The 17,539-nt window shown below is 72.4% G+C and carries 18 protein-coding genes and 1 pseudogene; 7 read left to right on the forward strand and 12 right to left on the reverse strand.

Annotated features, from left to right (window positions below; genetic code table 11):
* Positions 1–189: 189 nt before the first annotated feature.
* Positions 190–354: pseudogene (locus IE275_RS46295) on the forward strand (site-specific integrase); the annotation flags it as partial.
* A 78-nt stretch (positions 355–432) separates the two neighbouring features.
* Here IE275_RS46295 and IE275_RS37170 read toward each other — a convergent pair.
* Positions 433–1,194, reverse strand: coding sequence for a phosphoglyceromutase (locus IE275_RS37170; protein WP_189717078.1), 762 nt, complete (start codon positions 1,192–1,194; stop codon positions 433–435).
* Between the two features lie 165 nt (positions 1,195–1,359).
* Between IE275_RS37170 and IE275_RS37175 the strand changes: the two genes are divergently transcribed.
* On the forward strand, positions 1,360–2,625 hold the full coding sequence (locus IE275_RS37175) for an MDR family MFS transporter (protein ID WP_189717079.1): 1,266 nt from the start codon (positions 1,360–1,362) through the stop codon (positions 2,623–2,625).
* A gap of 26 nt (positions 2,626–2,651) precedes the next feature.
* Here IE275_RS37175 and IE275_RS37180 read toward each other — a convergent pair whose 3' ends face one another.
* Positions 2,652–3,080, reverse strand: a complete 429-nt coding sequence (locus IE275_RS37180) for a DUF2000 domain-containing protein (protein ID WP_373299365.1) — start codon at positions 3,078–3,080, stop codon at positions 2,652–2,654.
* Positions 3,081–3,129: 49 nt separating this feature from the next.
* Between IE275_RS37180 and IE275_RS37185 the strand changes: the two genes are divergently transcribed.
* Positions 3,130–3,996 carry a helix-turn-helix transcriptional regulator gene (locus IE275_RS37185; protein ID WP_189717081.1) on the forward strand — a complete coding sequence of 289 codons (867 nt, stop codon included), beginning with the start codon at positions 3,130–3,132 and terminating at the stop codon, positions 3,994–3,996.
* Here IE275_RS37185 and IE275_RS37190 read toward each other — a convergent pair.
* From IE275_RS37190 to mshA, 3 genes are all read right to left on the reverse strand, one after another.
* Positions 3,989–4,792, reverse strand: coding sequence for a hypothetical protein (locus IE275_RS37190; RefSeq protein ID WP_189717082.1), 804 nt, complete (start codon positions 4,790–4,792; stop codon positions 3,989–3,991). The genes IE275_RS37185 and IE275_RS37190 overlap by 8 nt on opposite strands.
* Before the next feature lie 102 nt (positions 4,793–4,894).
* Entirely contained in the window at positions 4,895–5,398 is a 504-nt protein-coding gene (locus tag IE275_RS37195; RefSeq protein WP_189717083.1) for a type III secretion system chaperone family protein, read from the reverse strand.
* Positions 5,391–6,728, reverse strand: a complete 1,338-nt coding sequence (mshA, locus tag IE275_RS37200) for a D-inositol-3-phosphate glycosyltransferase (protein WP_189717084.1) — start codon at positions 6,726–6,728, stop codon at positions 5,391–5,393. The genes IE275_RS37195 and mshA overlap by 8 nt, the downstream gene beginning before the upstream one ends.
* A 209-nt stretch (positions 6,729–6,937) precedes the next feature.
* Here mshA and IE275_RS37205 point away from each other — a divergent pair, with 209 nt between their 5' ends.
* The 3 genes from IE275_RS37205 to IE275_RS37215 all read left to right on the forward strand — a co-directional run bounded on the left by IE275_RS37205 (position 6,938) and on the right by IE275_RS37215 (position 10,801).
* Positions 6,938–7,783, forward strand: a complete 846-nt coding sequence (locus tag IE275_RS37205; RefSeq protein ID WP_189717085.1) for a class I SAM-dependent methyltransferase — start codon at positions 6,938–6,940, stop codon at positions 7,781–7,783.
* A 268-nt stretch (positions 7,784–8,051) separates the two neighbouring features.
* Positions 8,052–9,131 carry a C40 family peptidase gene (locus tag IE275_RS37210; protein ID WP_189717086.1) on the forward strand — a complete coding sequence of 360 codons (1,080 nt, stop codon included), beginning with the start codon at positions 8,052–8,054 and terminating at the stop codon, positions 9,129–9,131.
* Positions 9,132–9,442: 311 nt separating this feature from the next.
* Positions 9,443–10,801, forward strand: a complete 1,359-nt coding sequence (locus IE275_RS37215; protein ID WP_189717087.1) for a PP2C family protein-serine/threonine phosphatase — start codon at positions 9,443–9,445, stop codon at positions 10,799–10,801.
* 51 nt (positions 10,802–10,852) lie between these two features.
* Here the strand turns inward: IE275_RS37215 and IE275_RS37220 are convergent, their stop codons facing one another.
* The 4 genes from IE275_RS37220 to IE275_RS37235 form a co-directional block, all read right to left on the reverse strand.
* Complete coding sequence (locus IE275_RS37220; RefSeq protein ID WP_189717162.1) at positions 10,853–11,188, reverse strand: DUF2516 family protein; 336 nt, start codon at positions 11,186–11,188, stop codon at positions 10,853–10,855.
* 166 nt (positions 11,189–11,354) lie between these two features.
* A complete protein-coding gene (locus IE275_RS37225; RefSeq protein WP_189717088.1) occupies positions 11,355–12,014 on the reverse strand; it encodes a hypothetical protein in 660 nt (219 codons plus the stop codon).
* Between the two features lie 141 nt (positions 12,015–12,155).
* Entirely contained in the window at positions 12,156–12,608 is a 453-nt protein-coding gene (locus IE275_RS37230) for a helix-turn-helix domain-containing protein (protein WP_189717089.1), read from the reverse strand.
* 223 nt (positions 12,609–12,831) lie between these two features.
* Positions 12,832–13,170, reverse strand: coding sequence for a winged helix-turn-helix transcriptional regulator (locus IE275_RS37235; RefSeq protein ID WP_189717090.1), 339 nt, complete (start codon positions 13,168–13,170; stop codon positions 12,832–12,834).
* A gap of 49 nt (positions 13,171–13,219) precedes the next feature.
* On the opposite strand from IE275_RS37235, the gene IE275_RS37240 reads away from it, so the two are divergent.
* Positions 13,220–14,164 carry an NAD(P)-dependent oxidoreductase gene (locus IE275_RS37240; protein WP_189717091.1) on the forward strand — a complete coding sequence of 315 codons (945 nt, stop codon included), beginning with the start codon at positions 13,220–13,222 and terminating at the stop codon, positions 14,162–14,164.
* Here the strand turns inward: IE275_RS37240 and IE275_RS37245 are convergent.
* From IE275_RS37245 to IE275_RS37255, 3 genes are all read right to left on the reverse strand, one after another.
* Complete coding sequence (locus IE275_RS37245) at positions 14,133–14,612, reverse strand: HAD domain-containing protein (protein ID WP_189717092.1); 480 nt, start codon at positions 14,610–14,612, stop codon at positions 14,133–14,135. The two genes, IE275_RS37240 and IE275_RS37245, sit on opposite strands and share 32 nt — an antisense overlap.
* Before the next feature lie 55 nt (positions 14,613–14,667).
* Positions 14,668–16,692, reverse strand: a complete 2,025-nt coding sequence (locus tag IE275_RS37250) for a HelD family protein (protein ID WP_189717093.1) — start codon at positions 16,690–16,692, stop codon at positions 14,668–14,670.
* Between the two features lie 150 nt (positions 16,693–16,842).
* The gene (locus IE275_RS37255; RefSeq protein WP_189717094.1) at positions 16,843–17,472 is read right to left on the reverse strand and encodes a TetR/AcrR family transcriptional regulator; all 630 of its coding nucleotides are present in this window, start codon (positions 17,470–17,472) and stop codon (positions 16,843–16,845) included.
* Positions 17,473–17,539 lie beyond the last annotated feature (67 nt).

The raw sequence follows: 17,539 nt of genomic DNA on the forward strand, positions 1-17,539 counted from the left end.
ACGACGATCGCAAGGCTCTGACCTACACGTTTACGAGGCACTGCACATAAGTGCAGGTCAGAGGTAGTTGCGGGGGTCAACCGGCGCTGTTGACGCAACCGACGGCATCAACCGCCGCAAATCGGGTGGGATGGTGACCGGCACGCCGACCGCGCGCACAAGCAAAAGGAGCACGCCGTGCGCGTGGTGCTCCTCTTGGACGCCGGGGAGAGCATCAAGGCCCCCGCGGAGTACCTCGGGCACTCCGACCCGGGCCTGACGCTGAAGGTGTGCGCGCACCTCATGCCAAGCAGTCGCGACAGGGCCAGGAAAGCTCTCGGCAGGGCACTTCGGCCTCAAGGCCCCGAGAGCTGAGGTTCCAGGGAGGTTCCAGCGCATGAAAATGCCTCCCACCCGCGCCATATGCGCAGGTGGGAGGCATGATCACAAAACCTACTTCTTCTTGCCCTGGTTCTTGACCGCCTCGATCGCCGCCGCTGCCGCGTCCGGGTCGAGGTAGGTGCCGCCGGGGTTGAGGGGCTTGAAGTCGGCGTCCAGCTCGTAGGAGAGGGGGATGCCGGTCGGGATGTTCAGGCCCGCGATGTCCTCGTCGGAGACGCCGTCGAGGTGCTTGACCAGGGCGCGGAGCGAGTTGCCGTGGGCGGCGACCAGGACCGTGCGGCCGGTGAGGAGGTCGGGGACGATGCCGTCGTACCAGTAGGGGAGCATGCGGACGACGACGTCCTTCAGGCACTCCGTGCGCGGGCGCAGCTCCGGCGGGATCGTCGCGTAGCGCGGGTCGGCCGACTGGGAGAACTCCGTGCCGTCCTCGAGCGGCGGCGGCGGGGTGTCGTAGGAGCGGCGCCACAGCATGAACTGCTCCTCGCCGAACTCCGCGAGGGTCTGCGCCTTGTCCTTGCCCTGGAGGGCGCCGTAGTGGCGCTCGTTCAGGCGCCACGAGCGGTGGACCGGGATCCAGTGGCGGTCCGCGGCCTCGAGGGCCAGCTGCGCGGTGCGGATCGCGCGCTTCTGGAGGGACGTGTGGACCACGTCGGGGAGGAGATCGGCGTCCTTCAGGAGCTCGCCACCGCGGACTGCCTCCTTCTCGCCCTTCTCGTTGAGGTTGACGTCCACCCAGCCGGTGAACAGGTTCTTCGCGTTCCACTCGCTCTCGCCGTGGCGGAGGAGGATCAGCTTGTACGGTGCGTCGGCCATGCGTCTGAGCGTAATCCACCGTCCTGATGGCTTGCGTCCCCCGCCCACCCCCCGGACGGTGCGGCCGACAGTTGACGGGATCTGTTAATTGAGTGGTCTCCCCGGGACCTCACTACGTAAGTTGCCGTTGCTGTCTTCGCCACTTACACCCGGGGGAACTCCGCCATGTCCGTCGCCTCTCTACGACGTGCCACCCGCGAGACCCTCTCCGGGCTGCCCCGCGAGTTCTGGTGGCTGTGGACGAGCACGCTGGTCAACCGGCTCGGCGCCTTCGTCGCGACCTTCATGGCCCTGTACCTGACGCTCGACCGCGGCTACTCCGCCTCCTACGCCGGACTGGTCGCCGCCCTGCACGGGCTGGGCGGGGTCGTCTCCTCGCTCGGCGGCGGGGTGATGGCGGACCGGATCGGACGGCGGCCCACGCTGCTCGTCGCGCAGACCGGGACCGCGCTCTCGGTCGCACTGCTCGGGTTCATCACCGATCCGGTGGCCATCGCCGGCGTCGCCTTCCTCGTCGGCATGGCCTCCAACGCCTCCCGGCCGGCCGTGCAGGCGATGATGGCGGACATCGTGCGGCCCGAGGACCGGGTGCGGGCCTTCTCCCTCAACTACTGGGCCATCAACCTCGGGTTCGCCGTCTCCTCGACGGGCGCCGGCTTCATCGCGGAGGTCAGCTACCGCGCCGGGTTCCTGATCGAGGCCGGGATGACCCTCGTCTGTGCGGTCGTCGTCTTCCTCAAGCTGCCCGAGTCACGGCCCGAGCAGAAGGAACGAGCCGGCCGGGAGGACTCCGTCGGGCTCGGGACCGTACTGCGCGACACCCGGTTCATGAGTGTCGTCGGGCTGTCCTTCCTCGTCGCGTTCGTCTTCCAGCAGGGCTCGGTCGGGCTGCCGGTGGCCATGGGAGCGGCCGGGTTCACCCCGGCCGACTACGGCATGGCGATCGCCGTCAACGGCGTGCTGATCGTCGCGCTCCAGATCCCGGTCACCCGGTTCATCGAACACCGGGACCCGCGACGGCTCCTCGTGATCTCCTCCGTCCTCGCCGGGTACGGCTTCGGACTGACGGCCTTCGCCGGGTCGGTCGGCGTCTTCGCCCTCACCGTCTGCGTGTGGACCCTCGCCGAGATCGTCAACGCGCCGACCCAGACCGGGCTCGTCGTCCGCCTCTCCCCCACCCACGGCCGCGGCCGCTACCAAGGCATGTACACCCTGTCCTGGGCGGTGGCCTCGCTCGTCGCCCCGCTGATGTCCGGTGTCGTCATCGACCGGTTCGGGGCGGAGTGGCTGTGGGGGATGTGCGCGGTGGTGGGCACGGCCGCGGGCGCCGGGTACGCCGTGGTGATGCGACGCCTGCCGGACGAGGAGCCGACGGACGAGGGCGCACCCGCCACGGGGGCGGGGGCGAAGGCCGAGGTCGGCGCCGCCTGAGCGGGCTCGGAGCGCCCTCGGCCGCCCTAGGGGTGCATCCGTGCCCCCTTCAGCACCTTGTCCACCGCGTTCCGCGGGCCGTACACGGCCAGCCCCACCAGGTCCAGATCCGCCGTCCGCACGGCCCGCACCGCCGCCCGGTTGTCGCCGTCGTTGCCGGTGGCGAAGAGGTCACTCGTGAACACCGCGCGCGGGAGGGACCGGGCCAGCACGCGCGCGTGGGCGGCGGCCAGCGTCTCCTTCGTGCCCTCGAAGACCAGCACCGGCTGGCGGAACATCGGCAGCGAGGCCACCTCGTCGGCGTCCTCGTACGGCTCTCCGATCACCTCGGGGGCGGCCGTCCCCAGCCCGCTGACCAGGAACGCGGTGACGTTCAGGCGCTGCCAGGACTCCAGGTCCTCACGCAGCAGGACGGCTATCTTCGTGTCGAAGCGCAGGGGTGCGTCAGTGCTCATGAGGTGAGACTGCCGTCCCGCGCACGACCCGGTCTTGTACGTTCTTTGCATGGCCCCCCGGCAGCCCCGGCGTCCCCGGCCCGCCGCCTCGCCCGCCCGGCACGCCCCGCACGCCCGGCAGGAAGTCTCCGCCTGGCGCCCCCGCGTCCCGGGCGTCGTCGAGGTCTTCCACGCCCACTTCACCGGGTACGCGTACCCGATGCACGTCCACGACGCCTGGACGCTGCTCATCGTGGACGACGGCGCCGTACGGTACGACCTCGACCGGCACGAGCACGGCACCCCGCACGACACGGTGACGCTGCTGCCGCCGCACGTGCCGCACAACGGGTCGCCGGTCGACCCGCGGGGCTTTCGCAAGCGGGTGCTGTACCTGGACGCCGGGGTCCTCGGCGAGGACCTCATCGGGCCCGCCGTCGACGCGCCCGACCTGCGGGACCCGGTGCTGCGGCGGCGGGTGGGGCAGCTGCACTCCGCGCTCGCCGGGGCCGGCGACGAACTGGAGGCGGACAGCCGGCTGACGCTGATCGGGGAGCGGCTGCGCGATCACCTGGGACACCCGGAGCGCTCCCCGCGCCCCGACCCCGCCCTCGCGCGCCGGCTGCGGGAACTCCTCGACGCGTCCGTCGTCCAGGGCATCGGCCTGGATGAGGCGGCACGGATCGTCCAGGCGCATCCCGCCCATCTCGTACGGGCGTTCAGCGGCGCGTACGGCATCGCGCCGCACCAGTACCTCACCGCCCGCCGGGTCGACCGTGCGCGGCGGCTGCTGCTGGACGGCCGGCCGCCGGGCGAGGTCGCCGTGGCGGCCGGCTTCTACGACCAGGCCCATCTCACCCGGCATTTCCGCCGGCTGGTGGGGGTGACACCGGGGCGGTACCGCGCCGGATCCCGCCCCGCGGGGCCTGCTACTTGACGTCGACGTAGTCGCCCGTGGAGGTCGCGCCACCGGTCGTGGACGTCTCGCCGAAGGTCCAGCGCCAGGTGCCGTCGGCGGAGGCGGTGACCGTGGTCCTCAGGTTGCCCGCCGAGTCGGCCTTCACGATCTTGACCGTGGTGTACGTGCTGCTGCCCGCCTTGCGGAACTGGAGCTTGGCCGACTTGCCGCCGAAGCCGACGTAGGCGTGCTTCACCCAGTCCGCGCGGGTCACCTTGCCGGTGACGGTCATCTTCTTGCCCTTGGCGACGGGCTCGGGGGTGGCGTTGGCGGTGACCCGCGCCGCGCGCTTGACCTGCACGGTGCCGAACCCGGTCAGGTATTCGCTGCTCTTCGGCTGGCCGTTGGAACCCCAGATGCGCGCGGAGACGGCGATCTTCCAGGTCGTGGCGTCGTTGTTGGAGTCCAGCCGGTAGCGCGGCTCGATGTACAGCTCGCCGTCGCAGTCCGCGGCGTGGGTGCCGTCCTCGTAGCAGGTGACGCTGCTCGTCCAGATACCGCCGTCCTCGGCGCCCTTGGCGGCCGTGGTGTCGTGGTAGAGGAAGGGGGTCGTCTCCACGTCGCCGAGCGCGGTGTTCGAGGACCAGTACTTGTGGAAGGTGAAGTCGGGGGTCACCTCCGCGGTGGTGCCCACGATGACGGGCCTGCCGTTGTTCACGACGAGGTGGGACACCGTGATGCCGGTGTCCGCCGCCTCCGCGGCCGGCGAGGCGAACGCCACGAGGGCGAGCGCTCCCGCGAGTGCGGCCGCGGTGCCGGTTCTGCCTGTGCGCATGCACGTCCTTCCCAGGGGGACGATCAAGGTCGCGGCAGGCTAACAGCAGGTCGGCGGGGCTCGATCGGCGGGCGGGGAGGCCCGGTCGGCGGAGCGGGAGGATCAGTCGGCGGAGCGACGGGTCAGGTGGGCGAAGGCGTCCAGGTTGTGCGTGGGTTCGCCGCGGGAGACCCGCCAGGCGTACTCCCGGCGGATCGCGGTGGCGAAACCGAGTTCCAGCAGGGTGTTGAAGGCGCCGTCGGCGGCCTCCAGCACCTGGCCGAAGATACGGTCGGTCTCCTCGGCGGTGACGGCGGCGAGCGGGAGGCGGGCGGTGACGTAGATGTCGCCGAGCTGGTCGACGGCGTAACTCACGCCGTACAGCTTGAGGTTGCGCTCCAGGAGCCAGCGGTGGACGCCGGACTCGTTCTCGTCGGGGTGGCGGATGACGAACGCGTTCAGCGACAGCGAGTGGCGGCCGATGATCAGGGAGACCGTCGTCCTCAGTTTGCGGGTGCCGGGGAGCTGGACGACGTAGGTGCCGGGCTCGGGGCTTTCCCACTCCAGCTCCGCGTCCTTCAGGAAACCCTCGACTACCTGCGCGGTCGACCTGTCCGTGTCACCCATGCTGGGAGCGTACGCGACGGCGGTGGGCCTGGGTCGCGGCCGTGTACACGTCCGCCGTCGCGGCGGCCGCGGTGTCCCAGCCGAACGACTGTGCGTGCCGGGCGGCGGCCGCGCCCATCCGGGCGGGCAGCTCGGGGCCGTCGGCGAACCGTTCGAGCACGCGCGCGTACGCCGCCGGGTCGTGGCCCTGCACCAGGTAGCCGGTCTCGCCGTCCCGCACCGCGACCGGGAGGCCGCCGACGGAGGCCGCGAGGACCGGGGTGCCCGCCGCCTGCGCCTCTATGGCGACCAGGCCGAAGGACTCGCTGTAGGAGGGGACGACCAGGACCGACGCGGCCCGGAACCAGTCCGCCAGCTGGTCCTGGCCGACCGGCGGGCGGAACCGTACGACGTCCGCGATGCCGAGCCGCGCGGCCAGCTTCTGAAGGCCCTCCGGCTTGGCGAGGCCGCTGCCGCTCGGGCCGCCGACGATCGGTACGACGATCCTCGACCGCAGGTCGGGGCGCTCGTCCAGCAGCACCGCGATCGCGCGGAGCAGGACGTCCGGGGCCTTCAGGGGCTGGATCCGGCCCGCGAAGAGGGGGACGAGGGCGTCCTGCGGGAGGTCGAGGCGGGCGCGGGCGGCGGCGCGGCCGTCGGCCGGGGAGAAACGGTCCAGGTTGACGCCCGGGTGGACGACGGCGACCTTGCCGGGGTCCGCGCTGTAGTGCCGTACGAGTTCGTCGGCCTCCTCCGCCGTGTTGGCGATGAGGCGGTCGGCGGCGGCCACGATCTGGGTCTCGCCGATGACGCGGGCGGCGGGTTCGGGGGTGTCGCCGTCGGCCAGGTTGGCGTTCTTGACCTTGGCCATGGTGTGCATGGCGTGCACCAGGGGGGCGCCCCAGCGCTGGGCGGCGAGCCAGCCGACGTGGCCGGAGAGCCAGTAGTGGGAGTGGACCAGGTCGTAGTAGCCGGGGCGGTGGCCGGCCCAGGCCTGCATCACACCGTGCGTGAAGGCGCACAGCTGGGCGGGCAGCTCCTCCTTGGCGAGGCCCTCGTAGGGGCCCGCGTCGATGTGCCGCACCAGGACGCCGGGCGCCATCTGGACCGTCGGCCGGAGGGTGGCCGTGGTCGCCCGCGTGAAGATCTCGACCTCGATGTTGATCGCGGCGAGACGCTGTGCGAGCTCCACGATGTAGACGTTCATGCCGCCGGCGTCGCCGGTGCCGGGCTGGTGGAGCGGTGAGGTGTGCACGGAGAGCATCGCGACTCGGCGGGGGCGGCGGTGAAGCCTGAGCCGCGAGGGAACCGCCGTAGAGCGACGCCCGAGCCTGCTGACGTACTGGCTCACGTGGCCTTCCTCCTTGCTGCGGGCATGCCGGACGGAGGGGGTGGGGCTCCCTCCACTGGGCGGCAACGCCTCCGGGAGCCGTTCCCATTCCGGGAGGGTCACGACGGCAGGGGTTTTTGCCTGAGCGTTACCGGGGGTCGCTCAACCGTTCGAGGGCGGGATGCGTCGGGCGGCGCGGCCGGTGCGGGGCACCGCATACCCTCGTAGCCATGACCTCCCGCGCGGCCCTCCCCTCCTCTCGGCTTCGCCCGAGCGGGCGGACCCCCGTCGTGGGCACCGTCACGCGCGGGACCACCAACCCCAACCGGCTGCGCCGCATGGACCGCTGGATCGCCGCGGTGCACGGCGCCGAGCTGCGCCGCGCCGGCGACCCGGTGGCGGTCGACCTCGGGTACGGGGCGGCGCCCTGGACGGCCGTCGAGCTGCTGTCCCGGCTGCGGACCGTGGCGCCCCGCGCGCGCGTGGTCGGAGTCGAGATCGAACCGGCCCGGGTCACGGCCGCCCGGCCGTACGAGCGCGAGGGGCTGGTCTTCCGGCACGGCGGCTTCGAGATCCCGGTGCCGCAGCGGCCGTGTCTCGTCCGCGCGGCGAACGTGCTGCGCCAGTACGACGAGAGCCAGGTCGGTGAGGTCTGGGAGCGACTGTGCGCGCGGCTCGCGCCGGCCACCGGGGTGTCGCGCGGCGGGCTGCTCGTCGAGGGGACCTGTGACGAGATCGGGCGGCGGCACGTATGGGTCGCGCTCGGGCCCGAGGGGCCGCGCACGGTCACCCTCGCCACCCGGCTGGGCTCCCTGGACCGGCCGTCCGACCTCGCGGAACGGCTGCCGAAGGCACTGATCCACCGCAATGTCCCGGGCGAGCCGGTGCACGCCTTCCTGCGCGACTTCGACCGCGCCTGGGCCGCCGCCGCGCCCTACGCCTCGTACGGTGCCCGGCAGCGGTGGATACGGGCGGTACGGGACCTGACGGCCGACTGGCCGGTGACGGACGGGCCGGCCCGCTGGCGCCAGGGTGAAGTGACCGTGCGGTGGGAGGCGTTGGCGCCTCGCGGCTGACGGCACGGCCCGCACGCCCCGCACGACGCCCGCCGTTGCGCCGCCCGTTCATCCTTCCCTCCAGCTTTCCGTTCACCTTTCCGTGTTCCCCAGGAACGATCTCGGTGCGGCGTTCGTCACATTGGCGGGGCGATCATCATTCCGGAGGGAGCAAGTGGGGAAGGACTGTCCGTGTCGGGCTTCGACCTCTGTCGTTTTCGGCCGTGACATGGCACGATCCCCCGGGCACCGTAAGTTACTGACGGGAAATCAGTTGGGGGGACGGGATATGCGACCGGGCAAGCGCAGCCTGTACGCGGTGGCGGTGGCCGTCGTCTGCGCGGTGACCGTGCTGGGGGCACCCGGCATGGCGTTCGCGAGCCCCGACCCCTCGTCGGCACCGACCACCAGCCCGGACCTCACGCCCGCGCCGAGCACGGACCTGGAGGCCGTCCGCGAGAAGCTCGACGCGCTCTACCACGACGCCGCGGTCGCCACCGACGCGTACAACGCGGCGGAGGAGGCGGCGAAGAAGCAGTCCGCGGAGATCGTCGAGCTGGCCAAGAAGATCGTCGCGGGTCAGAAGAAGCTGGACGGGCTGAAGGACCGCGCGGGCGCGGCGGCCCGCTCCCAGTACCGCACCGGCGGCCTGCCCGACGAGGCCCAGCTGATGCTGAGCGACGACCCGAGCGACTTCCTCGACGGTGCCGGCCGGGTGATCCAGGGCCAGCGCGCCACCAAGGGCCTGATCGGCGAACTGACCCGGACCCAGGAGGACTTGGAGCAGTACTCCGACGACGCCTCGGCCCAGTGGCAGAAGCTGGAGACCAACCGCAAGACCAAGGAGACCGCCCAGAAGCGGGTCGAGAAGCAGATCAAGGCGGCCGAGAAGCTCGAGTCCCAGCTGGAGAAAGAGGAGAAGGAGCGCCTCGCCGAACTCCAGGAACAGGCCGCCCAGAAGGCCCAGAGCGCCTGGCTGGACACCGGCATACTCGACGAGATCGACAGCAAGGCGTCCGCGCAGGGCAAGAAGGCCATCGAGTACGCCACCGCGCAGATCGGCAAGCCGTACGAGTGGGGCGCCGAGGGCCCGAACACGTACGACTGTTCCGGGCTGACCTCCGAGGCGTGGAGGAGCGCCGGCACGGCCATCCCGCGCACCTCGCAGGAGCAGTGGAAGCAGCTCCGGCACGTCGCGGTCGAGGACATGCGTCCCGGCGACCTCATCATCTACTTCGACGACGCGAGCCACGTCGCGCTGTACGTGGGCGACGGCGCGATCGTGCACGCCCCGCGCCCGGGCCGCACCATCACGCTGGCAGGGGCGGGCACCATGCCGATCCTCGCGGTGGTCCGGCCGGACGCGTAGGGCAAATCAGCCAAAACGGGTGAACTCGCTTGCCCGGCCCACCCGAAGCCGGGCGCGTGACCCCCACCACGTGACCCACGGCACCTGGAGCGGACCCCCAAACTCCGTACCGACGTGACGTTCGTCATCCCCTCCACCGCCCCACCCTGCCCAACTGCGATACGGAAAGCGGCATATGACAGCGGTCTGAGATCAAGCTGGGTGTCGCACACCATTCCGCTGCGGCGCCTTCTGCCGCTATGGTCCCCGTCGGTGGGTCGAGGTCCCTCGCCCCCGCCATGCCCTCGGGGGGAGGGAAGGAACCCAAGACGATGCCCGTACCCGTACCGCGGCAGAGAGCGATCCCGGCCGTGGAGTGTGGTCAGGCGCCGGCCGCGCCCACAGTCGGCGGCCCCTCCAGGGCAGAAGCCCCGCTCCACCGGGACGCCGCCCGCAAGGAAGAGACCGTCCGCAACGACGCGACGGCCGAGAACACCGGCGCCCACACCGGCGCGCACACCACCACGCTCACCCTGCTGCTCATCGAGGACGACCCCGCCGCGGCGCCGATCGTCCCCGACCTGCTGGACTCGGACGGCAAGCCGATCCGCGTCCGCACCGCCCGCAACCTCACCGAGGCCGGACGGCTGCTCACCGACGACGTGCACTGCATCCTGCTCGACCTGGCGCTGCCCGCGCCCGGCCGGGCGTCCGGCGACGACGAACTCGCCGTGCTCCGGCACGTCCTGGAGCTGGCGCCCCGGCACGCCGTGCTCGCGCTCACCGCGTCCGGCGACGCCGAGCGGGGCACGGAGGCGGTGCGCGTCGGCGCCCAGGACTATCTCTTCCGGGACGAGCTGGACGGCCGGCTGCTGAGCCGCGCGATCCGCTACGCCGTTGAGCGGAAACGTTCCGACACGGCCGAGCGACGGCTCGCCGAGGGCAAGCTGCGCGCACAGGAGAACGCCCGCCTGGAGCGCGGTCTGCTGCCCACCCCCCTCCTGGAGGGCTCCCCGCTGCGCTTCGCCGCCCGTTACCGTCCCGGCCGCTCGCGCGCGCTGCTCGGCGGCGACTTCTACGACACGGTCCGCACACCCGACGGCACCGTGCACGCCATGATCGGTGACGTGTGCGGCCACGGCCCGGACGAGGCGGCGCTCGGCGTGGAGCTGCGCATCGCCTGGCGGGCGCTGACCCTGGCGGGGCTGTGCGGCGACGAGCTGCTCGGCACCCTCCAGCAGGTGCTGGAGCACGAGCGCGACGACGACGAGATCTTCGCGACGCTGTGCACCGTCGACATCGCGCCGGACGGCCGCCGCGCGGGCCTGTGCCTGGCCGGCCACCCGGCACCGCTGATCGCCCGCCCGGACCGCCCGGCACGGCTGCTGCCGTACGACAACAACGGGCCCGCGCTGGGTCTGCTGCCCGGTGCCCGCTGGCCGCGGATGCAGGTGGAGCTGGGCGCCGAGTGGAGTCTGATGCTCTACACCGACGGGCTGATCGAGGGCCGCGTCGGCGAGGGCCGGGAGCGGCTGGGGCAGGACGGGATGGTCGAGATGATCCGCCGCCAGCTGTCCGAAGGGCTGCGCGGCGAGGAGCTGCTGCGCGCCGCGGTGAACGAGGTGCGGGAACTCAACGGCGGCGAGCTGACGGACGACGTGGCCGTGGTCCTGCTGGACCGGGTGGCGTAGTCGGAGCGGAGCGCGCGGGCCGACCGTGGCCGGCCGCGCCGGTCGTCGGTCCTACCGTCCGCCGTTGTACGGGCCGTACGGGCCGTCGCTGCTGGAGCCGCCTCGGCGGCCTCGGCCTCCGCCGGGGAGGGAGCGCAGGGCGGGGCGGACGTCGACCATGTACACGATGGTCGCGACCAGGCCGATGATCGGCAGGAACGAGAAGATGTTGAAGATCAGGTTCACCACGAAGGCGAGTCCGAGGACGATCAGCCAGAACGGCTTGGTCTGCTTGTCCGCCGCGCGGTAGCCGTCCTCACGGCGCAGGGCGGCGTCGACCAGCGCGAAGCCGCTGAACACGATCAGCGCCAGGCTCAGCAGACTCAGGAAACTGTCGAACCCCTGCATCAGCACTACGTCCACCACCAGATTTGGTACGACCAGGCTCGTCCCTTACGCGGTCACCGTACCCGCAACCGCGCTTTTCCTACCCGTACAACGGGCCGGGCACCGGATGAGTGCCCGGCCCGTGACCGTATGTCCCAGTCCGCCGCTGCGATGTCGGCCGTCGGTCTCACTTGGCCGGCGGCGTCGTCTTCTTCACGGTGGCCTTGCGGGCGGCGGGGGCCTTCTTGGCGGGAGCGGCAGGCTTCTTCACGGTCGCCGGGGTGGGCTCGGCCTTGGCCTCGGCGGGCGGTGCGGCCACCGGCGTCTGGGCGGGCTCGGCCTTCGGCTCGACCGCGACGGCGATCTCCTCGATGCCGTCGGCGGCCTCGCCGCGCCAGGTCCGCACGGTCTGCTCGCCGTGCTCGGCGACCTTCTCGTAGGTCTCACGGGCCTTGACGGCGTACTCGGCGGCGACGCCGACCCCGCGCAGCGCGAGGTCCTGGGCGGACTCGCCGAGCTTCTTCAGGTCGGCGTCGAGCGTGGTGCCGAGCTTCTTGATGTCGCCGTCGAGCGTGGTGATGAAGCCGTTGACCTTGGCCTGGAGGGTCTCCTGCGCCTCCTTGGCCTTGGCACCGGCCTCCTTGGCGCGGGCGGCGGCCTTCTCCTGGACGGCCTTGGGGTCGGTGTTGCGCACCGCGTCGATCCGGGCCGGGGCCTCGGTGCGCAGCTGCTCGACCAGGCCCGGCACCTTCTTCGCCTGCTGGAGGGCGAGGTCGGCGGTACCGGCGGCGAAGTAGAGCGGGGTCGGGTCGCTGAAGGTCTTGCGCAGGTCGTCGGTGATGGCCATGGTGAAGGTCCTCCCGGATGCGCGATCGGATGCGCGCTGGTCGTGTGCGTCGGTTACGTGGTTCGTGGTTCGTGTCGCGTACGTCGTGTTCGGCCGAGGGTCGTACAGGTCCGCGGCGGGACGGCCGGTCCCCTGGTCCGGTCAACTGGCCGTCTGCTGCGGACCGGCGTCGCTCTCCGCGTCCGGAGCGTCCGCCCCTTCGTCGTCCGCCCGTTCCTCGCCCGTGCGGCTCTCCCGCACGGTCTCGAATCCGTTCTCCTTGCGGAAGGACTCGTAGATCTGCAGGAGCGCCTGCTTCTGCCCCTCGGTCAGGGTGGGATCGGCGAGGATGACCGCGCGGGTCTCCACCTCGTCCCGGTCCCGCTCCGCGTCGAGGATGCCGGCCCGCACGTACAGCGTCTCGGCGGAGATGCGCAGGGCCTTGGCGACCTGCTGGAGCACCTCCGCGCTCGGCTTGCGCAGCCCGCGCTCGATCTGGCTCAGATACGGATTGGACACCCCGGCGGCATCGGCGAGCTGCCGCAGCGAGAGCTTGGCGTTGCGCCGCTGCTCGCGCAGGTAGTCACCGAGATTGCCGACGTTGAGCGATGCCATGCCTCCACCTTGCCCCACCGTTGCTAACTTTTGCAAGCACCTGCTTGCAAAAGTGTGTCACGCCACGGGCGTCCGAATGGAACCGGGCGCAAACAGGGTGCGGACCGGGCGCCCACAGGGGGTGCGGACCGGGCGCGGACCGGGCGTCAGACCCCCTGGAACACCCACTTTTTTGTGCGTACTTGGCAGCGTGCCGCGCCCCGGAGAGGCTGGGCGCAGGTGATCAGGAGGCGGTCATGCGGTCCAGGCGACGGTGGCCCCAGTCGGAGAGGGGGGCCAGGGCCTCGGCGAGTTCGAGGCCGAACGGGGTCAGGGAGTAGACGGTCTTCGGCGGGAGCACGTCGTGCACCTCGCGGTGCACCAGACCGTCCTCCTCCATCTCGCGCAGCGCCTGGGTCAGCACCTTCTCACTGAGCCCCGGCAGCAGGCGGCGCAGCGCGGCGGGCCGGTGCGGGCCGGACTCCAGCAGCCACAGCAGGCTGGTCTTCCACTTGCCGTCGATCACGGCGATGGCGGCGGTCACTCCGCAGACGTTCGGATCCTTGGCGCGCTTCCTGGTCACTCGTACCCCTTTTGTCAGCAATTCAGCATCACTCTAAGGGAGTTGAGTCATGTCCACATCGAATTCCGGCCCGCTCACCGTGCCGTCGGCCGTGCCGTCGGCGGCGCCTTCGGCCGTGCCGTCCGCCGTCACCGTTCTCGGGCTGGGGCCCATGGGGCGGGCGCTCGCGGGGGCGTTCCTGGACGCCGGTGTGCGGACCACCGTCTGGAACCGGACTCCGGGCCGGGAGGGCGAACCGGCCCGGCGGGGCGCCGTGGTGGCGGGCACGGCGCGGGACGCCGTCGAGGCGAGCGGTCTTGTCGTGGTGTGTGTGCGGGACTACGACGCCGCCGACGCGGTCCTCCGGGAGGAGCGGGTCGCCGCCGCGCTGAAGGGCCGTACCGTCGTGAACCTCTCCGCCGACACCCCGGCCCGCGCGCGGGACACCGCCGACTGGGCGCAGCGGCACGGGATTCCTTACGTGGACGGCGCGATCATGACCCCGACGACCACCATCGGCACCCCCGACGCGGTGTTCCTCTACAGCGGCCCCGAGGACCTGTACCGCGAGCACCGGCCCGTACTGGACGCGCTCGGTGGCACCCACACGCACCTCGGCGAGGACGCCGGCCGGGCCGCGGCCTACGACATCGCCCTTCTGGACGTCTTCTGGACGGCGATGGCGGGCTACGCGCACGCCGTCGCGATCGCCCGGGCCGAGGGCATCTCCGCCCGTGAGCTGGCTCCCTTCGCCCAGGGCATCGGCGCGATCCTGCCGCCGCTCTTCGCGGAGTTCGCCGAGGACGTCGACAGCGGCTCCTTCTCCGGCGAGCTCAACCCGATCACCTCCGCTCTCTCCTCCCACACCCACATCGCCCACACCGCGGAGGCCCACGGCATCGACGCGACCGTCATGCGTGCCATCGAGGACCAGACCCGCCGGGTGATCGCCCGCGGCCACGGCTCGGACGGCTTCATGCGCGTCACCGAGGTCCTGACCCTCGGTGCCGGCTGATCCACTCCCCCACCTCCCCGAAGTCCCGGTCCGTGAGCCCGAGCCGGTGGTCGACCCGGTGGAGCAGGGCGGGCCCCGGATGGTGCGCCGCCGTCCAGGCGCGGTCGGCGGCGGTGGTCTCGTCGTCGACCCAGACGAACGGCCTCCCCGCGGCCCAGTCGATCAGCGGCCGGGTCTTCCAGTGCAGGCCGGGAACGTCCGGGTCGTCCTCCTCCGGCCACGCCACCACCGGCAGCGCAGGCAGGCCGAGCCAGGGGGACAGGAGGTCGTTCGCGTCGTCCAGCCAGGTGGTGGCCCACACCAGCTCGCAGCCCAGGGCGCGCAGCCGGGGTCCGAGGGCGGGGTCGAGACGGGGGAGCAGAGGGTGCGGCGACGTTCCGTACACCGGGTGGGGGTCCGTGCCGCCGAAGGGGATCAGGGTTCCGTCGACGTCGAGGAAGATCAGCATCGCCGTACATGATCCCCCTGTGCCCGCGCCCGTGCCCGCGCCGGTGCGGCCGCCGTCACCACGGCAGTTCCCGTCCGTGCACCACGTCCAGGCGGGAGACCGCGCGGGTCAGGACGACGTACAGGTGGTGGAGGCCCCGGGGGTCCGACTCGGTGACGGCGGCCGGTTCCACCGCGATCACATGGTCGTACTCCAGGCCCTTGACGGCGGTGGCGGGGACGACCGTGACCCGGGGGGACGGGGCGAGGCCGGCGCCGGTGAGGGCCTCATGGACCGGGGTCGTGTGGCAGGCGGCGGTCACCACGGCGACCGAGCCCTCGTGGGTGAGGGCCTCGCGTACGGCGCTGACGACCGCGGCCGGGAGGTCGCCGCCGGCGGGGCGGAGCGTGAGGGCGCCGTCGCGGCGCAGGGAACGGGCGCGGGGCACGTCGGTGCCGAGGCGGTCCAGGAGACGGTTGGCGAGGGCCAGGATCGCGCCCGGGACCCGGTAGCCCGTGGTCAGCGGGACGATCGCCGCGTCGGGCTTGCCCAGGTGGGCCATCTGGGCCCGCCAGGAGCGCGCAGCCCAGGCGGTGGTGCCCTGGGCCAGGTCGCCGAGGACCGTGAGCGAGCCGAAGCGCACCCGGCGGGCGACGGCCCGGCACTCCATCGGGGAGAGGTCCTGGGCCTCGTCGACGACGACATGGCCGTACCCCTGGGGGTGTGCGAGGAGCCCGGCGATCTCGTCGAGGAGGACCGCGTCGGCCGCCGACCAGCGGGCCGACCTGGGCGAACGGGGCGGGCGGGCCCAGAGCAGCGCCTCCTGCTCGGCGGCGTCGAGGAGTCCGTCCGCCGCCCGCGCCAGCGCCCGGCCGTCGCCGAGCAGCCCGGCCAGCACCTCCTGCGGGGTCACCTTCGGCCAGACGGCGTCCACGCACGCGCTCACCGCCCGCGCCCGTTCGATCCTGCGCAGCCAGGAACCGGGCCGGGGCCCGCTCCGCCGTTCCGCCCGCGCCTGGATCCGGCGGACGATCCGCCCGCGGACCCGCTCCCGCCCCACCTCGTACGGCAGCCGCTCCGCGAGCACCTCCCGCACGATCGCGGTCTGTTCGTCGCCGGAGACCCGCCAGCGGTACGAGCCGTCGGGCAGGACGAGGTCCTCGGCGCGCTCGGCCGCCACCCTCCCGTACAGCGCCCGGCGCAGCACCTCCGCCATCCGGACGTCGTGTTTGACGGCGGCGGTGCGGTCGGGGTCGGTGCCGGTCACCGGATGGCGGGCGATCTCGTCGTGCAGGGTCGACTGGCGGACCTCCGTCTCGCCGAGGGCCGGCAGCACCTCCGCGATGTACGCGAGGAAGGTGCGGCTCGGGCCGAGGATCAGCATGCCGCTGTGCCGGATGCGCCGCGGGTGGGTGTAGAGGAGGTAGGCGGCCCGGTGCAGGCCCACGGCGGTCTTCCCGGTGCCGGGGGCGCCCTGCACGCACACGGACACGGAGAGGTCGCCCCGTACGAGGTCGTCCTGCTCGGGCTGGATCGTCGCCGCGATGTCCCGCATGGGGCCGACGCGGGGGCGTTCGATCTCGCTCGTGAGGATGCCGCCGGGGCCCGTGGACTCGCCGCGTGCCAGGTGTTCGTCCTCCAGTCCGGTGAGGTCCGCGGAGTCGCCCCGGCTGCCGGGGGCCCAGCCGAAGCGGCGGCGGACGGCGACGCCCTGCGGGTCGTGGGCGCTCGCCTGGTAGAAGGCGCGGGAGACGGGAGCGCGCCAGTCGACGACGAGCGGCGGGGCGGCCGGGTGCTCGCTGATGCGCAGTCGGCCGATGTGGTGGGCGAGGCCTTCCCGTACGAAGTCCAGGCGGCCGAAGAACAGGGGGCCCTCGGGCAGTTCGTGCAGCGCCTTGGCCCGGCTGCGGAACTCGTAGCCGAGCACCTCGGCGTCGGCGCCGGAGGCGGAGACGTCCGCGCCGGTGACGACCTGGAGGTCGGCGCCCTCGATCATGGCGGCGAGGGCGGTCCGGCAGTTGTCGTGGTGGGCGCGTTCCTGGTGCAGGACGGCGGCGAGGTCCTCCGGGGCGGCGGGGTCGGCGGGGTCGGCAGTCGTCATGGGTCCAGGGTAGCGAATATCGTTACCGAGTCATATTTTTTACCCGGTTACATCTACTCGATCCGTCGGCCCGGGGCGGGCTCACACCCCGGTCGCCCCCTGAGCCTGGGGCAGGCGCACACCCCCGCCCGCCCCCACCCGCCTCCCGGCTCACGCCAGCCCCGGCAGCCCCGCCCCCAGCACCGCGAACGCCCGCTCCACCGCCGCGACCGCCGCCTCCCGTACGTCCTCGACCGGCTCCCCCGCCCCGATCCGCCGCCAGTTCTCCTCGGCGAGGATCCGCCGGACGGCGACGATCTGACCGGCGGCCAGCCGGGCGTCGAGGGCGTCGGGCAGATCGTCCGCGAGCGCCTCGGCGAGGGCGGTCTCGGAGCGCTCCAGATGGATGTGGAGCCGGGCGGCCAGCGACGGGGTGCCGTAGAGGAGGGTGTGGAAGGCACGGACCTGCGGGTGGTCGTTGAGGCCGGTGACCGGGTCGTGGGCGGCCAGTCCGTCGAGGAAGTGGCGGCGCAGGGCCGGCAGGGGCGCGGTGCCCGAGGCGCGCGCCGCGACGACCACCTCCGCCGACTCCCGCTCGTGGTCCGCGAGCCGGTGCAGCACGAGGTCCTCCTTCGCCGGGAAGTAGCGGAAGAGGGTGGGCTTGGAGATCTCGGCCGCGGCGGCCACCTCGGCGACGGACACCGCGTCGAAGCCCCGCTCCAGGAACAACCCGATCGCGATGTCCGACACGGCCTGGTACATCCGCTGCTTCTTGCGCTCGCGCAGCCCGGTCTCACTCATGCCGCCGAGCCTACGGGTGCCGCTTGACCTCAACCATGCTTGAGGCCGAAGACTGCTTGCACGCGCA

This window comes from Streptomyces phaeofaciens (assembly GCF_014648915.1).
In the GTDB taxonomy this organism is placed as follows: Bacteria; Actinomycetota; Actinomycetes; order Streptomycetales; family Streptomycetaceae; genus Streptomyces; species Streptomyces phaeofaciens.